A 16,684-nucleotide genomic window follows, 5' to 3' on the forward strand; every position below is an offset into this window, starting at 1 on the left:
ATCCGCCCTCCTCCTCACAGCCACCCCTGCTGCCGGGCCTCCCGCACCGCCTCCATCCGGTTCCGCGTCCCCGTCTTGCCGATCGCCGACGACAGGTAGTTGCGGACGGTCGACTCGGACAGGTGGAGCGTGGTCGCGATGTCGGAGACCGTCGCCCCGTCCACCGACGCCTTCAGGACGTCGCACTCGCGGGCGGTGAGCGGGCTGGGGCCCGCGCTGAGGGCCGCCGCGGCGAGGGCGGGGTCGATGACCGTCTCACCGGTCAGGACGCGGCGGATGGCGGCGGCCAGGTCCTCGACCGGGCCGTCCTTGACGAGGAAGCCGGCGGCTCCCGCCTCCATCGCGCGGCGCAGGTAGCCGGGACGGCCGAAGGTGGTGAGGATCAACACCCGGCAGTTGGGGGCCTGTTCGCGTAGTTCGGCCGCCGCGTCCAGGCCGCTCATGCCGGGCAGTTCGATGTCCAGCAGGGCCACGTCGGGCCGGTGGTGCAGAGCGGCGTCCACGATCGCGTCACCCCGCGCGACCTGGGCGACGACCTCCAGGTCGTCCTCCATGCCCAGCAGGAGGGCGAGTGCGCCCCGCATCATTCCCTGGTCCTCGGCGAGCAGGACCCGCACACTCTTCGACGGCCGGTGCTCCCGGGGCATCTCGTTCACGGCAACAGCGTAGAGCCAGGGTGCGTCCAAAGACTTGTCACGGTTCCCTTCCGCACGTCTTGACGGTCCCCGGGAACACCCCAACAATCGCCTCTGCATTGGGAGTTCCCCATTCATCTCCCGTGTGATTTCTGCGCCTCTGCCCCCACCCGCAATTGTTCGGCATTTCGATCGGGAAATAGGTTCGGCTCAGTTCGGTATTTCGGTCGAACGTCGTTCGGTATGTCGGACATTCAAGGAGGTCCACCGTGTTCTCCCGGCTCAGAACGGCGACCCTGGCCGCGCTCTCCGTGCTCGTCACCGTCCTCGCACTGGCGTTGGGCGTCCCGCAGGCCGCCCAGGCCGCGGGCTCACTGCCCTGTGACATCTACGCCGCCGCCGGCACCCCCTGCGTCGCCGCGCACAGCCTCGCCCGCGCGCTCTACTCCTCCTACGACGGCTCGCTCTACCAGGTGCAGCGGGCCTCCGACAGCGCCACCAGGAACATCGGGCCGCTGACCGCCGGCGGCTACGCCGACGCGGCCGCCCAGGACTCCTTCTGCAACGGCACCACCTGCATCATCACCAAGATCTACGACCAGTCCCCGCGCCACAACGACCTCACGGTCGAAGGGGCCGGCGGCGCCGGAGCCGCCGACGTCGGCGCGCCCGCGGACGCCCTGCCGGTCACCGCCGGCGGCCACCAGGTCTACGGCCTGGAGATCTCGGCGGGCATGGGCTACCGGGACAACTCCACCTCCGGCGTGGCGGTCGACGGCCAGGCCGAGGGGATGTACATGGTCACCTCCGGCACACACGTCAACGGCCGCTGCTGCTTCGACTACGGCAACGCCGAGACGAACAACAAGGACACCGGAAACGGCCACATGGACGCGATCAACTTCGGTACGGAATGCTGGTTCTCGCCCTGCTACGGCGGCGGCCCCTGGGTGCAGGCCGACCTGGAGAACGGCCTGTTCCAGTCCGACGCCGGCTACAGCAGGAACACCTCGAACACCGGCACCGGACCCATGCCGTTCGTGACCGCTCTGCTCAAGAACAACGGTCAGGACCATTTCGCGCTGAAATACGGCAACGCGCAGTCGGGCGGGCTCACCACGACCTATTCCGGCGGTGAACCCACCACGAGCGGCTACTCGCCCATGCACCAGGAGGGCGCGATCGTCCTCGGCACCGGCGGCGACAACAGCAACGGCTCCATCGGGTCCTTCTTCGAGGGCGTCATGACCTCCGGCATCCCGACCGACGCCGCCGACAACGCCGTGCAGTCCGACATCGTCTCCGTCGGCTACGGCGGCCCGACCGGCTCCACCGGTTCCCTCACCCCGGGCTCGGAGATCTCGCTGCGCGCCACCACCGCCTGCTGCACCGCCGACTACATCCGCCACCAGAACGACAACGCGGTCGTCTCGGCGATCACGTCGGGCAGTTCGGCGCTCGACAAGAACGACGCCACCTGGATCGTGCGCCGGGGCCTGGCGAGCGGCTCCTGCGTCTCCTTCGAGTCGCGCAACTACCCCGGCGACTTCCTGCGCCACTCCAACTTCCGGCTCTACCGCCAGCCCATGGACGGCAGCGCGCTGTTCAGATCCGACGCGACATTCTGCCCGACCACCGGCAAGAGCGGCACGGGGACCTCGTTCGCGTCGTACAACTACCCGACGAGATTCCTGCGCCACTACGACCTCACCGTCTACGTGGCGAGCGACGGCGGCTCCAACGCCTTCGACAGCGCGACGTCCTGGGCGGACGACGTGAGCTGGGTGGTCAGCCCGCCCTGGGCGCCGTAGCCAGCACGACGTCCGCCAAGTCGCCCACCTCCGCCGGGAGTTCGGCGGTGACGGTGAAACCGCCGCGCGGCGACGGGCCGGCCCGCAGGGAGCCGCCCGCCGCCGCGAGGCGCTCGGTCAGGCCCTTCAGTCCGGTGCCGCCGGAGCCCGGGGAAGGGGAGGAGGGTTCGGCGTCCGCGCCGCCGTTGTCGGTGACCGTGAGCCGGACCTGCTCGGACGTGCTGTCGACGGTGATCTCGCAGCGGGTCGCACCGGCATGCCGTACGACGTTGGTGACCGCCTCGCGCACCACCCACCCGAGCAGCACCTCGGTCTGCGGGGCCAGCGGTGTGCCCGAGCGGACGACGGCCGGCTCGACCGAGGCCGCGGTCAACACCGAACGCGCGCGGTCGAGTTCGGTGGCCAGGCTGCCCTCGCGGTAGCCGGTGACCGCCTCCCGGATCTCGGTGAGCGCCTGCCGGCCGACGGACTCGATGTCGGTGATCTGGGCGATCGCCGCGTCCATGTCCCGGGACGCGAGGCGCCGGGCCGCCTCCGACTTCACCACGATGACCGACATGGTGTGCCCGAGCAGGTCGTGCAGGTCGCGGGAGAAGCGCAGGCGCTCCTTCTCGACCGCCTGGCGGGCCAGTTCCTCGCGGGCCTCGCGCAACTCCCGTACGGCCTCGGACAGGGACAGGATCGCGGCCGTCACCATCGTCGACAGGAAGGTGCCGTAGGCGACGTTCACGGCGTCCCAGCCCGCCCGGTACACGGAGACCGCCGCCGCGAGCGCGGTCAGGCCGAGGCCGATCTGGCCGAGCCAGGGCCCGCGCAGCACCGCGCCGGTGGCGAGGCCCAGCAGCGGGAAGAAGTACAGCCAGCTGCCGCCGTAGCCGAGGGCGAGCCCCACCGTGAGCACGGTCATCAGGGCCAGGGCCGCCTTGGTCGCGGTCGCCTCCCGGGTCACCTTCGCGAAGGCGCGGAAGGTGACGTAGATGTAGAGGGAGTTGAAGGCGAGGAGGCCGATCGCCCCGATCCAGGGGTTCGCGGTCTTGCCCTGCCAGAGGTTGGAGAAGGCGCCCATCCCCATCAGCAGCCAGGGCAGCAGAGCGAAGCCGCTGGGCGGCGGGCCCGGGTTCTCGGGCATCTTCCCGCCGGTCCTGCGGGCCTCCTTCTGCGCGGCCTTGAAACGCTGCATGTCCGCGCGCCACCGCGCCCGCGCCTGCCGCCACTGGCGCACCTGGCAGCTCACCCCTCGCATCAAGGACACGTCCTCACTCCCCCCGTTCAGACGGTCCGGCCGGACCGCCGGTACGACAGCACAGCGTACGAACCGAAGGCCAGCAACCAGAGGGCCAGGACGGTGACCGCCCCGACGGCGGGCGCGTGGCCCTCGGCGACCGACGTGCCGAGCTCGGCGAAGCGGTTCGTGGGCGTGTACGCGGACAGCGAGCGCAGCCAGCCGGGGAACAGGGTGATCGGGAACCACAGGCCGCCGAGCACCGCCAGGCCCAGGTTGCAGGCCATGTTCGCGACGCCGGTGGTCTGCCCGGTCAGCCGGTAGCCGTTGCCGAGGCCCAGCAGGGTGAAGGGCACCGAGCCCAGCCACAGCAGCGCCGCGATCGCCGCCCACTGCCAGACCGCCAGCCGTACGCCGTTGACCAGGCCGCCCGCGGCGAGCACCGCGAGGATGGCCGGCAGCACGGTCACCGAGCCGGTCAGGGTCCGGCCGACCACGACCTGGCGCGAGGTCATCGGGGTCACCCGCAGCTGCCGCAGCCAGCCGATGGCCCGGTCCTCGGCCACGCCGCCGCCGGTGTTCAGGGCGCAGCCGACGGCGCCGTAGCCGGCCATGCCGACCATCGCGCCGGTCCTCCAGCTGCCGTCGCTCGCCCCGAGGTTGGTGAACAGCAGATACATCAGCACCGGCATCGCGATCCCGCCGACGACGAAACCGACGTCGCGCACCGTCCGGCGCACCTCGAGCCGCAGGTAGTCGAACATCACGCCGCCTCCTTCACCGGTGCCGCCGTCAGGGCCAGGAACGCGTCGTCGAGCGACGCCGGTACGACCTCCAGGCCGCGTATCGCGTTCAGCTCCGCCAGGGCGATCACCGTCGCGTCCGGGTCGTCGCTGCGCAGCCGCGCCCGGTCCCCGCGCACCTCCACCGACCGTACGCCGGGCAGCAGCTCCAGGCCCGCCGTGGCGCGGCCCGCCAGGTCGAAGGCGACCAGGCTGCCGCCGACGGCCCGTTTGAGCTGGTCACCGGAGCCGTCGGCGACGATCCTGCCCCGGTCGATGACGAGGATGCGGTCGGCGTGGGCGTCCGCCTCCTCCAGGTGGTGGGTGGAGAACAGCACGGTGTGGCCGAGGCGGGCGTAGGAGCGCATGGAGGTCCAGAAGGCGTGCCGCGCCTCCACGTCCAGGGCGGCGGTGGGCTCGTCCAGGACGATCAGCGAGGGGTTCCCGGCGAGCGCGACGGCGAACCGCACGCGCTGCGTCTGGCCGCCGGAGAGCCGGTCCACGCGCCGCCCGGCCAGCTCGGTGATGCCGGCCAGCCGCAGCGCCCGCGCGACGGGCATCGGCGCGGGGTAGCGGCGGGCCACGAAGGAGACCAGCTCCCGCACGGTGACCCGGGGGACCGCGCGCCCCTCCTGGAGCATGGCGCCGACCCTGCCGGCGCGCACCGCCCGCTCCGGGGGTGCGCCGAACAGCCGGACGGTGCCCTCGTCGGGCTCGTTCAGGCCCAGCAGCAGCGAGATGGCCGTCGACTTGCCCGCGCCGTTGCGGCCGAGCAGCGCGACCGTCTCGCCCGCCCCGATCCGCAGGTCCACGCCCCGCACGGCCCGCACGGCGCCGAAGTTCTTGACCGCCCCCGTGAAGGACACGGCGGGTGGTGCCCCGGTCGTCCCCGTCGTTTTCATCATGGGGACGACGCTACGGAAACGGGGTGCCCGGCAGGCAGATGCGCTTGTACGGACTCGGGCAGGACAAATGTCACGGCCCGCCTTCGGACCATATCTGACATGCCGTCAGGAGACTTCACAAGTACCGGGCGCTGGGTTATACCTAGGGCGCCGGACTGGAACGCGTTCTAGATCGGCCCGTAGCGACCTCGGTGCGGCCGACGGTGCGGACGGCCGCGCCGGGGTCTTGCCGCACCCTGTGCGCGGCCGCACGACGTCCGCCGCCCGAGCGAACAGGAGCCGTATGCCCATCGACGCAGCGAAGGCCCTCGCCGCCCCGCCGCACACCGGCGAGATCAGCTGGGACCGCAAGGACGTCCAGCTCTACCACCTCGGTATCGGCGCGGGCGTCCCCGCCACGGACCCCGACGAGCTGCGCTACACCCTGGAGTCCCGGCTGCACGTCCTGCCGAGCTTCGCCACCGTCGCGGGCGCCGGCTCCCCCGGCGTGATCAGCGGACTGTCCATGCCGGGCGTCGAGGTCGACCTCGCCAGGGTGCTGCACGGCGGCCAGTCGCTGACCCTGCACCGCCCGATCCCGGTCGCGGGCACCGCCACCGCCACCGGCCGGATCGCCGCCGTCCACGACAAGGGCAAGGCGGCCGTCCTGGTCATGCGCACCGAGGTCGCCGACGCCGACGGCCCGCTGTGGACCAACGACGCCCAGATCTTCGTACGCGGAGAGGGCGGCTGGGGCGGCGACCGCGGCCCCTCCACCCGCCTGGACCCACCCGAGGGCGAGCCGGGCCGGACCGTCGAGCGCCCGATCCGCGAGGACCAGGCCCTGCTCTACCGCCTCTCCGGAGACTGGAACCCGCTGCACGCCGACCCCGACTTCGCCAAGCTCGCCGGATTCGAGCGGCCCATCCTGCACGGCCTGTGCACCTACGGCATGACGCTGAAGGCGGTCGTCGACACGCTGCTCGGCGGCGACGTGACCCGGGTGCGGTCCTACGCCACCCGGTTCGCGGGTGTCGTCTTCCCGGGCGAGACCCTGCGCATCCGCATGTGGCCGCAGGAGGGGCGGGTGCGGGTGGCCGTCGGCGCCGCCGAGCGGGACGACGCGCCCGTCCTCGCCGACACGATCGTCGAACACCATTGATGTAGATGGCAGTTGAGGGGAGCCGCAGCATGCGCGCAGCCGTACTGCACGAGATCGGCCAGGACAAGCTGGAGATCCTCGACGACGTCGAGGCGACGGGCTTCGGGCCCGGCAAGGTGAGGATCCGGGTACGGGCCACCGGGCTGTGCCACTCGGACCTGTCGGCGATGAGCGGAGTGCTGCCGCAGCCCGCGCCGTTCGTTCCCGGACACGAGGGCGCGGGCGAGATCGTCGAAGTCGGCGACGACGTACGGGGCTTGGCGGCCGGTGACCGCGTGGTCGTGTGCTGGCTGCCGGCCTGCGGCGCGTGCCCCGCCTGCCGACGCGGTCAGACCGAACTGTGCCTGGCCGGGTTCGTGAACGCCGGCACCCCCAACTTCAAGCGCCCCGGCGGCGACCTCTTCGGCTTCGCCGGCACCGGCACCTTCACCGAGGAGGTCGTCGTCGACGCGGGCTGCGCGGTGCCGATCCCCGACGACGTGCCCTTCGACATCGCCGCCCTCATCGGCTGCGGAGTGACGACGGGCCTCGGCGCCGCCCTCAACACCGCCGACCTGGAAGCCGGTTCGTCCGTCGCCGTCATCGGCTGCGGCGGCGTCGGCATCTCGGCGATCCAGGGCGCGCGGCTCAAGGGCGCCGCCGAGATCGTCGCCGTCGACCCGGTCGCCTCGCGCCGCGAGTCCGCTCTCAGGTTCGGCGCCACGAAGGCCGTCTCGCCCGACGAACTGGCCGACGCCAAGCAGCAGGTCACCGCAGGCGAGGGCTTCGACTACGTCTTCGAGGTCGTCGGCAGGTCCGCCACCGCCCGCACCGCGTACGAGAACACCCGGCGCGGCGGCACCCTCGTCGTCGTCGGCGCGGGCGCCATGGACGACTTCCTCCAGCTCAATATGTTCGAGCTGTTCTTCGACGAGAAGCGCATCCTGCCCTCGATGTACGGCGGCGGCGACGTCCTGCGCTCCTACGAGCGCACCATCGCGCTGTGGCGGGCGGGCCGCATCGACCTGGAGGGCCTGATCACCCACCGGGTGCCGCTGGCCGGCATCAACGAGGCGCTGGACCAGATGCGTTCGGGAACGGCCCTGCGCACCTGCATCGAGATCTGATCCGCACCGGGAATCCGACGGGAGTGTCCGTGTCACTGCCACTCGAGGGACTGTCCGCGATCGTCACCGGCGCCGGCCGAGGGCTCGGCCGCGCCGAGGCGCTCGAACTCGCCCGGCTCGGCGCGGCCGTCGTCGTCAATGACTACGGCCGACCGGGCCGCGACGGCTCGGGGGCGGCCTCCGCGACTCCCGCCGAGGAGGCCGCCGCCGGGATCCGGGCCGCGGGCGGCAGGGCGGTGGCACACACCGGTGACGTCGCCGACTTCCAACAGGCCCGGGAACTGGTCGACTTGGCCATCTCCGAGTTCGGCAAGCTGGACATCCTCGTCAACAACGCGGGCATCCTGCGCGACCGCATGGTCTTCTCCATGACCGAGGACGAGTGGGACTCGGTGATCCGCGTCCACCTCAAGGGCCACTTCAACACCACCCACTTCGCCGCCGCGCACTGGCGCGAGCGGTCCAAGGCGGCGGGCGGCCCGGTCCACGGCCGGATCGTGAACACGTCGTCCGAGGCGTTCCTCGCCGGCTCGGCAGGCCAGCCCAACTACGCCGCCGCCAAGGGCGGAATCGTCGGCCTGACCACCTCCACCGCCCTCGCGCTGGCCAAGTACGGCGTCACGGCCAACGCGATCTGCCCGCGCGCCCGAACCCGGATGACCGAGGACGTCTTCGCCGGCTTCGAGAGCCCCGCCGACGCCCTCGACCCGCTCGCCCCGGAACACGTCGCCCCGCTCGTCGGCTACCTGGCCTCACCCGCCGCCTCCCGGGTCAACGGCCAGCTGCTCGTCGTGCACGGCGGCATGGTCGCGGTCGTCGAACGTCCGCGCGTACGGGCGCAGTTCGACAGCAAGCAGGAGACGTTCACCTACGACGAACTCGACGCGCTGCTCACCGCGCACTACGCGGAGCGGCCGGAGGGGGAGACGTTCGCGGCGGCCGAGGTACTGGGACTCAAACGGGGCTGAGCGCACGAAGGAGGGGGCTGCCCGTCGGGCAGCCCCCTCCTGTCTGCAAACAACCGTCAGGCAGCCGCCTCGGCGTTCTCCCCGGCCGGCTTGCGGTGCCGGCCGTGCGGAGCGGACTCGCTCTCCTGGGCCGAGACCGGGCCCCGGTGCCGGCCGTGGCCGGCGTCCTCCCGGGAGTCGGCGGACAGCTGCTCCGTCGTGCTGGTGTCGCTCATCGGACGTATTCACCCCGTCGAAAACTGATCTTTCCTACAGCCCGGCGAGCATAACCATCCCCCCGTTGTTCGAATCCACACGGGCACGCCCATCGGCACTACTTCGTTACAAGACGCCCCAGCGGCGCCTCCTGCAACGGCACGGGGCGCGGTGCGACACGCGCCGGGGGATCCGGATTCGGCGGCGCGCCCGGCGCGGGGGAGCCCCCTCCCGCGGGCGCCTGGGCGTCCGTACCACTCCGTACCGCACCCTGGGGACCCCCGTCTCCCGTCGCCTCCGCGTCTCCCGTCGCCTCCGCGTCTCCCGTCGCCTCCGCGTCCCCCGTCGCCTCCGCGTCCCCCGTGGGCGCCGTCAGCCGCGCCACACCGCACGGCACCTCCGCCGTGGCGTAGGGCAGATGCAGCACCCCGTCCCTGGTCCAGAACCCGGCACCCGCCAGCCAGCCCGCGGGTGCCGCCCGATGCTGGATCTGCCGCCGGTCCGGGCGCCACAGCCCGACCCAGCTGCCGACGGGCCCGTCGACGCGCAGCGCCACCGAGCAGTTCTCCGGGGTCAGCACCTGCCCCGGCTGGATGGCGAACGGCGTGACGCCGCACTCCGGCACCCGCAGGAACTCCGGGAAGCGCACCGGCAGCGTGCTGCCCAGCACGCCCCAGCCCAGCCGCTCCTCGCCCGGCGAGGGCGCGTCGGAGCCGATCAGCAGCAGACCGCTGTCCGGATCGGCGAGCAGCAGCCGGTCGTCGCTGTCGTCGGCGATCTGCAGCAGCGGAGAGGTCTCCCCGCCCCGCTCCAGATCGACCACGACCGCCTTGGTCCGACCGCCGGTCTCCCGGTCGAGCGCCAGCATCCGCCCCGCGTGGTCCAGCCACACCCCGCCCGAGCAGCGCCCCGGGATCTGCGCCACGTGCACGGGTCCGCACGCGCCGCCCGCCACCTGCCACACCGCGCTGGAGTGCCGGCCCGCGGCGAGGGCGTAGGCCTTCTCACCGCCCGGCGCGGGCGGCAGCAGCCGTAGCCGGGTGCCGTCGTCCGGGCACTCGACCGCGCCGATCACGACCTCGCCGGTGTCCGGGCCGGTCGGATAGAGCAGGGAGAACACGTGCCGCCCGGCCGTCGGCCGGCTGATCAGCACCCGCCCGTCGCCCATCGGCTGCACCTCGGCGTCCGCCTCCTCGGGCTGGTGCGCGGGCAGCGGCACGGCGTACGGCTCCGGGCCGTCCAGCGTCCAGCGCTCCGGGAACCAGGAGTCACCCCCCGCGTCGCCGTCCCGGGCGAGACGGGCGGCGTAGGCGCCGTTCGCGGTGATGGTGCAGCCCGAGAGCGGGGCGCCGTCCCCGGGGGCAGCCTCGGGCTCGATCGCACAAGCCGTCATGGTCTGGTCACCTCCGGCGACGAAACTAGTTTTCGCACGCACACGCGTGGGACGCCGGAGCTTGTGCTTCACACATAAGGGTGGCCCAGGAACGATTCGCCTGAGGGAACGGGCGCGGGTGTGCTGAGCGGGGCCGGAGGCGGAGACCGAGGCTCCGGCGCCGCCGCGTTCGCGGTGGGGACGGAAACAGGCCGCCGGAAGGACGGATTCGGTCCGCGGGCAGGACGGACGCGGGCTTCGGTTCAGTGGCGCAGATCAGGCAGGTAGCCTTTTGTCCGTGCCCCGTCTGTCTGAAGTCATCGCCGCGCTGGAGAACCTGTGGCCCGCCGCGCGGGCCGAGTCCTGGGACGCGGTCGGCACGGTCGTGGGCGACCCCGACCAGGAGGTCACCCGGGTCCTGTTCGCCGTCGACCCGGTCCAGGAGATCGTCGACGAGGTCCTCAAGCTCGGCGCCGACCTGCTCGTCACCCACCACCCGCTCTATCTGCGCGGTACGACGACGGTCGCGGCCGGCCACTTCAAGGGCCGGGTCGTGCACACACTGATCAAGAACGACATCGCGCTGCACGTCGCCCACACGAACGCGGACACGGCCGATCCGGGCGTCAGCGACGCGCTGGCCGGCGCCCTCGATCTTCGGGTCGTGGGGCCGCTCGTGCCGGACCCGACGGACCGGGACGGCCGCCGCGGCCTGGGCCGCGTCTGCGAACTGGACCACCCGCTCGCGCTGCGCGACTTCGCCGCGCGGGCCGCCGAGCGTCTGCCCGCGACCGCGCAGGGCATCCGCGTGGCCGGCGACCCCGGGGCCGTGATCCGCACGGTCGCCGTCAGCGGCGGCTCCGGCGACAGCCTCTTCGACGACGTGCGCGCCGCCGGCGTCGACGCCTTCCTCACCGCCGACCTGCGCCACCACCCGGCCTCCGAGGCCGTCCTCCACAGCCCCCTCGCGCTGCTCGACGCGGCGCACTGGGCCACCGAGTGGCCCTGGTGCGAGCTGGCCGCAACCCAGCTCGACGAAATTTCCGACCGCCACGGATGGGACCTCCGCGTCCACGTCTCCACGACGGTCACCGACCCCTGGACGGCCCACGCGGCCTCCCCTGATTCGACTGCAGGAGCCCCCAACTGAACGCCGCGCCCGCCGACCAGATCCGACTCCTCGACGTCCAGGCACTCGACGTCCGCCTCCAGCAGCTCGCCCACCGGCGGAAGTCGCTGCCCGAGCACGCCGAGATCGAGTCGCTGCACAAGGACCACGCCCAGCTGCGCGACCTGCTGGTGGCCGCACAGACCGAGCAGAGCGACACCGCCCGCGAGCAGACCAAGGCCGAGCAGGACGTGGACCAGGTGCGCCAGCGCGCCGCCCGCGACCAGCAGCGCCTGGACTCCGGTGCCGTGACCTCGCCCAAGGACCTGGAGAACCTCCAGCGCGAGATCGCCTCCCTCGCCAAGCGGCAGAGCGACCTCGAGGACGTCGTCCTGGAGGTCATGGAGCGCATCGAGTCCGTGCAGGAGCGGGTCGCCGAGCTCACCGAGCGGGTCTCCTCCGTCCAGTCGAAGGTCGACGACGCGACCGCCCGCCGCGACGCCGCCTTCGAGGAGATCGACGGCGAGGTGGCCACGGTGACCAAGGAGCGCGAGGTCGTCGCCGGCACCATCCCCGCCGACCTGCTCAAGCTCTACGACAAGCTGCGCGAGCAGCAGGGCGGCATCGGCGCGGCCAAGCTGTACCAGCGCACCTGCCAGGGCTGCCGCCAGGAGCTGGCCATCACCGACATCAACGAGATCCGCGCGGCCGCCCCCGACACGGTGGTGCGCTGCGAGAACTGCCGCCGCATCCTGGTGCGTACGGCCGAGTCCGGACTGTAGATCCGGTCGTTGCGGACGTCTGTAAGGGGCTTGTGCCGTGCGGGAGTTCATCGTCGAGGCGGACGGCGGGTCACGGGGGAACCCGGGGCCCGCGGGCTACGGCTCCGTCGTGCTCGACGCGACGACGGGGCAGACGCTGGCCGAGGCGGCCGAGTACCTCGGCGTCGCCACGAACAACGTCGCCGAGTACCGGGGGCTGCTGGCGGGCCTGCGCGCGGCGCACGAGCTCGACCCCACGGCCGTCGTCCACGTCCGCATGGACTCCAAGCTCGTGGTCGAGCAGATGTCCGGCCGCTGGAAGATCAAGCACCCGGACATGAAGCCGCTGGCCATGGAGGCGGCACGGGTCTTCCCGCCGGAGCGGGTGACCTACGAGTGGATCCCGCGCGAGCAGAACAAGCACGCGGACCGGCTGGCGAACGAGGCGATGGACGCGGGCCGGCGCGGCGAGCAGTGGTCGGCGGCACAGTCGACGGCCGAGCTGGAGGCCGCGGCCGCGAAGGCCGAGGCCGACGTACGGGCGGCCAAGGCCGTGTCCGGCCCCGGGTGGGCGCCGGCCGACCTGGGCGCGCCCGCGACCTTCGTGCTGCTGCGGCACGGTGAGACGCCGCTGACTCCGCAGAAGCGGTTCTCCGGGAGCGGCGGGACGAACCCGTCCCTGTCCGAGGTCGGACGGGACCAGGCCGAGCGCGCGGGAGCCGCACTGGCCCGGCGCGGGACGATCCAGGCGATCGTCGCCTCGCCGCTGGCCCGCACCCGCGAGACCGCCGGCATCGTGGCCCGGCACCTCGGCCTTGAGGTGACCATCGAAGAGGGTCTGCGCGAGACGGACTTCGGCGCCTGGGAGGGCCTGACGTTCGGCGAGGTGCGCGAGCGCTACCCGGACGACATGAACCGGTGGCTGGCCGACCCGACGGTGGAGCCGACCGGTGGCGGCGAGAGCTTCGCCGCCACCGGGACGCGTATCGAGGCCACCCGGGAGAAGCTGGTGGCGGCGTACGCGGGCCGCACCGTCCTGCTCGTCTCGCACGTCACCCCCATCAAGACGTTCGTCCAACTCGCTTTGGGCGCACCGCCCGAGGCCCTGTTCCGCATGGAGCTGTCGGCGGCCGCACTGTCGGCGGTGGCGTACTACGCGGACGGGAACGCGAGCGTGCGGCTGTTCAACGACACGTCTCATCTGCGCTGAGCGGCGCGTCCCTGGAGTATCTCCGCGGTCTCCGCGTCGGCCGGCAGGAACGCTTCGAGGTGCAGCTCGGCGAGCGTGACGTCGACGGCGGTGGCGAAGGACGTGAGCGTGGTCAGCAGCCGCAACTCGCCCTCCGGGCAACGGAGCCGGAGCGGTACGGCGAACCCGAGATAGTCGTCGCCCGGCTCGCCGAGCGGCGGTACGTAGCCGGCCAGCTCGTCCGCCAGCTCGTCCAGTGCGGGGTCGGGACTGCGGAGCGACCGCGCCCGCAGATTCTCGATGATGTGCCGCCCCCACGCGTCCAGGTTCACCACGCGTGAGGCCATCCCGTCCGGATGCAGGGCCAGCCGCAGGACGTTGACCGGCGCCTTGAGGAGGCCGGGTGCCGCTCCTTCGGTGAGCACGTCGAACGCCGCGTTGGCCGCGACGAGGTCGCCGCGCGGCCCGGCCACCACGGCCGGATACGGCAGATGACCGTCCAGGATGCCGTCCAACGCCTCCCGTACGGGCTTGAGTTCGGCCGCGTCCAGCGAGGACTCGGCGAAGGCGGGCGCGTAACCGGCGGCCAGCAGCAGTGCGTTGCGCTCGCGGAGCGTCAGATCCAGCGACTCGGCGAGCCGGATCACGACCGCCCGCCCCGGCACGGACCGCCCCCGCTCGATGAAGCTGACGTATCTCTGCGTCGTCCCCGCCCGCGAGGCGAGCTCCAGCTGACTGATCCGCCGGCTGGTGCGCCGGCGCAGCAGTTCGCGGGCGAAGGGCGGGGGGTCGACGGCGTGGGTGGTCATGGGTTCAGTTGTACGTCAGGGGTACGACAACGGCCTCCTCCATTCACCCTCATACCCGAGCGGGAATTGAGGCGTGCACGCCCGCCGACCAGCATGACCGCATGACCACCTACCGCACCTACCATCTGGAGACCCCCGGCTCGGTCGACGGCATAGTCCCCCGGGACACCGCCGGCGGCCCACCCGCCCCCGGCCCCCGCGACCTCCTCGTCCGCATCCACGCCGTCTCCCTCAACAAGCGCGACCTGCTGATCCTGGAGGGCAGTTACCCCCTCAGGGCGGCCCCCGGCGTGATCCCGGTCAGCGACGGCGCGGGGGAGGTGGTCGCGGTGGGGGAGGAGGTCACGCGCTTCGCCGTGGGCGACCGCGTCACCAGCACCTACTTCCCGCGCTGGCTGGACGGCCGGATCAGCCCGGCCCTGATCGACCAGCCGGGCGCGACCCTGCCCGGCATGCTCGCCGAGTACGTCCGTCTCGACGAGAACGCCGCCGTACGAGCGCCCGACCACCTGACCTGGGAGGAGGCGGCCTGTCTGCCCTGCGCGGGCGTCACCGCCTGGAACGCCCTGACCGGTGCCGAGGCGGTCCTCCCCGGTGAGACGGTCCTGACCCTGGGCACCGGCGCGCTGGCCCTGTTCGCCGTCCAGTTCGCCAAGACGCTCGGCGCGCGGGTCGTCGCCACGACGTCCGGCGGAGCGAAGGCCGCACGCCTCAGGGAACTCGGCGCCGACCACGTACTGAACTACGTCGAGCACCCGGAGTGGGCCGCGTCCGTGCGCGAGTGGACCGGCGGCCGGGGCGCGGACCTCGTCGTCGAGACCGGCGGCCCGGACACCGTCGAGCAGTCGGTCCGGGCGACCGCCCTCTACGGCCGCATCGTCCTGATCGCCGCCAACAGCCCGCACCGGCACAGCCTGGAGATCTCCACCGACGCCCTCGCGTCGAGCCTGGTGACCCTGCGGCGGATCTTCGTCGGCAGCCGTGCCCACTTCGAGCGGATGAACCGCGCGATCGCCTTCCACGGCCTGCGCCCGGTCGTGGACCGGGTGTTCCCGTACGAGGACGTACACGCGGCCTATCGCTACTACGCGACCGGCGCGGCCTTCGGCAAGGTGGTCATCCGTCTGTCCTGAGCTGGGCGGCCTCGCGCGCCAGCGTCTCGATGCGGCCCCAGTCCCCGGCGGCGACGGCATCCGCGGGGATCATCCACGTCCCGCCCACGCAGGCCACGTTGGGCAGCCGGAGGTAGTCGGGCGCGTTCTCGGCGCCGATCCCGCCGGTGGGGCAGAAGCGGGCCTGCGGCAGCGGCCCGGCGAGAGACCTCAGATACGGGGCCCCACCCGCGGCCTGCGCCGGGAAGAACTTCAGCTCCCGCACCCCGCGCTCCAGCAGCGTGACGACCTCGGAGGTGGTGGACACCCCGGGCAGGTACGGCACCCCGGACGCCTGCATCGCGTCCAGCAGCAGGTCGGTCCAGCCCGGGCTGACCAGGAAGCGCGACCCTGCGTCCACCGACTCCCGCACCTGTTCCGGCGTGATCACGGTCCCGGCTCCGACCACGGCCTCCGGCACCGCGCCGGCGATCGCGCGGAGGGCACCGAGCGCGGCCGGCGTGCGCAGCGTCACCTCGATCGCGGGGAGCCCGCCCGCCACGAGGGCCTGCGCGAGCGGCACCGCGTCGGCGACGTCGTCGAGCACGACGACGGGGATGACGGGCGCCAGATCGAGAACGGAGGCGGGCAGGGAGGCGGGCTGCGAGGTCATGACCTCATCGTGCCCCGAGGCGTGCACCCTGTGCAAAGACCATTGCGCGGAATGCAACTGCGGCCGGCATCGGAGCAGGTCAGTGCACCTCGTCGACCAACACGTCCAGCATCCAGGCCGTCCCGTTCCCCTTCGGAGGCTCCACCTCGACGGCGTGACCGAGGTCGCGCAGCGCCGTCACCAGCTCGGCCGGGTCCTTGGGCGCAGCGCCGGCCGTCAGCAGGCTCCGTACGATCCGCCCCTTCGTCGCCTTGTTGAAGTGGCTGACCACCTTGCGCGTCGGAGCGTGGAGCACGCGTACGCTCGCCGTGAGCCCGGCGAGCTCGCCCTTCGGCCTCCAGGCGGCGGCGTAGGCGGAGGAGCGCAGGTCCAGCACGAGCCCGTCCCCGGCGGCCTCGGGCAGCACGCCTGCCATCGGCGCCCGCCAGTGCGCGCCCAGCGCGCCGAGGCCGGGCAGCTTCACGCCCATCGAGCAGCGGTAGGAGGGGATGCGGTCGTTGACGCGGACCGCGCCCCACAGCCCGGAGAAGACGAGCAGGGAGCGGGTGGCGCGCCGCTTGGCCGCCGCGTCGAGCGAGGCCAGGCCGAGGGCGTCGTAGAGGACACCGGTGTAGATCTCCCCGGCGGGCCGGGCCCCGGCGACCGGCAGCTCGGCGTTCTTGGCGATCTCGCCGCGCAGCCCCTCGCTCAGCCCGAGCACCTCGCGCGCCTTCTCCTCGTCCCCGGCGCACAGCTCGACCAGCTCGCCGAGTACGGCCTGGCGGGCCTCGGTCAGCCCGGGCAGCGACAGCGACTCCAGCTTCAGCGGGGCGCCACGCCCGGAGGTCGCCTTGCCTTCGGAGGGCGGCAGCAGGACCAGCACGGAAGATCTCCTTCTGTTTGAGCTCCCGGACAGCGTACGGGCCCCGATCCCCCT

Annotated in this window: 17 protein-coding genes; 8 read left to right on the forward strand and 9 right to left on the reverse strand. The window is 72.6% G+C overall.

Annotated elements, in window-relative coordinates; genetic code table 11:
• Positions 1-14 precede the first annotated feature (14 nt).
• Positions 15-647, reverse strand: coding sequence for a response regulator (locus tag ACIRPX_RS06480; RefSeq protein ID WP_404189289.1), 633 nt, complete (start codon positions 645-647; stop codon positions 15-17).
• 257 nt (positions 648-904) lie between these two features.
• On the opposite strand from ACIRPX_RS06480, the gene ACIRPX_RS06485 reads away from it, so the two are divergent.
• Positions 905-2,446 carry an alpha-L-arabinofuranosidase B gene (locus ACIRPX_RS06485; RefSeq protein WP_404189086.1) on the forward strand — a complete coding sequence of 514 codons (1,542 nt, stop codon included), beginning with the start codon at positions 905-907 and terminating at the stop codon, positions 2,444-2,446.
• On the opposite strand, the gene ACIRPX_RS06490 is transcribed toward ACIRPX_RS06485, so the two are convergent.
• From ACIRPX_RS06490 to ACIRPX_RS06500, 3 genes are read right to left on the reverse strand one after another with little or no spacing between them, the layout of a single operon-like run.
• The gene (locus tag ACIRPX_RS06490) at positions 2,424-3,698 is read right to left on the reverse strand and encodes a sensor histidine kinase (protein WP_404189089.1); all 1,275 of its coding nucleotides are present in this window, start codon (positions 3,696-3,698) and stop codon (positions 2,424-2,426) included. The genes ACIRPX_RS06485 and ACIRPX_RS06490 overlap by 23 nt on opposite strands.
• A 17-nt stretch (positions 3,699-3,715) precedes the next feature.
• On the reverse strand, positions 3,716-4,432 hold the full coding sequence (locus tag ACIRPX_RS06495; protein ID WP_404189292.1) for an ABC transporter permease: 717 nt from the start codon (positions 4,430-4,432) through the stop codon (positions 3,716-3,718).
• Positions 4,432-5,355 (reverse strand): ABC transporter ATP-binding protein, encoded by a 924-nt coding sequence (locus ACIRPX_RS06500; RefSeq protein WP_404189091.1) that lies wholly within the window; start codon positions 5,353-5,355, stop codon positions 4,432-4,434. The genes ACIRPX_RS06495 and ACIRPX_RS06500 overlap by 1 nt, the downstream gene beginning before the upstream one ends.
• A 283-nt stretch (positions 5,356-5,638) precedes the next feature.
• On the opposite strand from ACIRPX_RS06500, the gene ACIRPX_RS06505 reads away from it, so the two are divergent.
• Genes ACIRPX_RS06505 through ACIRPX_RS06515 form a run of 3 tightly spaced genes read left to right on the forward strand, consistent with a single transcriptional unit; the run spans position 5,639 to position 8,570 of the window.
• Positions 5,639-6,496, forward strand: a complete 858-nt coding sequence (locus tag ACIRPX_RS06505; protein ID WP_404189094.1) for a MaoC/PaaZ C-terminal domain-containing protein — start codon at positions 5,639-5,641, stop codon at positions 6,494-6,496.
• A 29-nt stretch (positions 6,497-6,525) separates the two neighbouring features.
• Positions 6,526-7,602, forward strand: a complete 1,077-nt coding sequence (locus tag ACIRPX_RS06510) for a Zn-dependent alcohol dehydrogenase (protein ID WP_404189097.1) — start codon at positions 6,526-6,528, stop codon at positions 7,600-7,602.
• 29 nt (positions 7,603-7,631) lie between these two features.
• Positions 7,632-8,570 (forward strand): 3-oxoacyl-ACP reductase, encoded by a 939-nt coding sequence (locus ACIRPX_RS06515; protein WP_404189100.1) that lies wholly within the window; start codon positions 7,632-7,634, stop codon positions 8,568-8,570.
• A 56-nt stretch (positions 8,571-8,626) separates the two neighbouring features.
• Here ACIRPX_RS06515 and ACIRPX_RS06520 read toward each other — a convergent pair whose 3' ends face one another.
• On the reverse strand, positions 8,627-8,785 hold the full coding sequence (locus ACIRPX_RS06520) for a hypothetical protein (protein ID WP_404189102.1): 159 nt from the start codon (positions 8,783-8,785) through the stop codon (positions 8,627-8,629).
• 98 nt (positions 8,786-8,883) lie between these two features.
• A complete protein-coding gene (locus ACIRPX_RS06525) occupies positions 8,884-10,158 on the reverse strand; it encodes a hypothetical protein (protein WP_404189103.1) in 1,275 nt (424 codons plus the stop codon).
• Positions 10,159-10,435: 277 nt separating this feature from the next.
• On the opposite strand from ACIRPX_RS06525, the gene ACIRPX_RS06530 reads away from it, so the two are divergent.
• Genes ACIRPX_RS06530 through ACIRPX_RS06540 form a run of 3 tightly spaced genes read left to right on the forward strand, consistent with a single transcriptional unit; the run spans position 10,436 to position 13,216 of the window.
• Positions 10,436-11,287, forward strand: coding sequence for a Nif3-like dinuclear metal center hexameric protein (locus ACIRPX_RS06530; protein ID WP_404189106.1), 852 nt, complete (start codon positions 10,436-10,438; stop codon positions 11,285-11,287).
• The gene (locus tag ACIRPX_RS06535) at positions 11,284-12,027 is read left to right on the forward strand and encodes a zinc ribbon domain-containing protein (RefSeq protein ID WP_404189295.1); all 744 of its coding nucleotides are present in this window, start codon (positions 11,284-11,286) and stop codon (positions 12,025-12,027) included. The genes ACIRPX_RS06530 and ACIRPX_RS06535 overlap by 4 nt, the downstream gene beginning before the upstream one ends.
• Positions 12,028-12,064: 37 nt before the next feature.
• Positions 12,065-13,216 carry a bifunctional RNase H/acid phosphatase gene (locus tag ACIRPX_RS06540; protein ID WP_404189109.1) on the forward strand — a complete coding sequence of 384 codons (1,152 nt, stop codon included), beginning with the start codon at positions 12,065-12,067 and terminating at the stop codon, positions 13,214-13,216.
• Here the strand turns inward: ACIRPX_RS06540 and ACIRPX_RS06545 are convergent.
• Entirely contained in the window at positions 13,204-14,004 is an 801-nt protein-coding gene (locus tag ACIRPX_RS06545) for a helix-turn-helix domain-containing protein (RefSeq protein ID WP_404189112.1), read from the reverse strand. The genes ACIRPX_RS06540 and ACIRPX_RS06545 overlap by 13 nt on opposite strands.
• A gap of 101 nt (positions 14,005-14,105) precedes the next feature.
• Between ACIRPX_RS06545 and ACIRPX_RS06550 the strand changes: the two genes are divergently transcribed.
• A complete protein-coding gene (locus ACIRPX_RS06550) occupies positions 14,106-15,137 on the forward strand; it encodes an NAD(P)-dependent alcohol dehydrogenase (RefSeq protein WP_404189115.1) in 1,032 nt (343 codons plus the stop codon).
• On the opposite strand, the gene ACIRPX_RS06555 is transcribed toward ACIRPX_RS06550, so the two are convergent.
• Positions 15,121-15,768, reverse strand: a complete 648-nt coding sequence (locus ACIRPX_RS06555) for a bifunctional 4-hydroxy-2-oxoglutarate aldolase/2-dehydro-3-deoxy-phosphogluconate aldolase (RefSeq protein ID WP_404189118.1) — start codon at positions 15,766-15,768, stop codon at positions 15,121-15,123. The two genes, ACIRPX_RS06550 and ACIRPX_RS06555, sit on opposite strands and share 17 nt — an antisense overlap.
• A gap of 79 nt (positions 15,769-15,847) precedes the next feature.
• Positions 15,848-16,630 carry a peroxide stress protein YaaA gene (gene yaaA, locus ACIRPX_RS06560; protein WP_404189120.1) on the reverse strand — a complete coding sequence of 261 codons (783 nt, stop codon included), beginning with the start codon at positions 16,628-16,630 and terminating at the stop codon, positions 15,848-15,850.
• Positions 16,631-16,684: the final 54 nt, after the last annotated feature.

Origin of the sequence: Streptomyces sp. NPDC101225, assembly GCF_044767585.1 — a bacterium.
Taxonomy (GTDB): Bacteria; Actinomycetota; Actinomycetes; order Streptomycetales; family Streptomycetaceae; genus Streptomyces.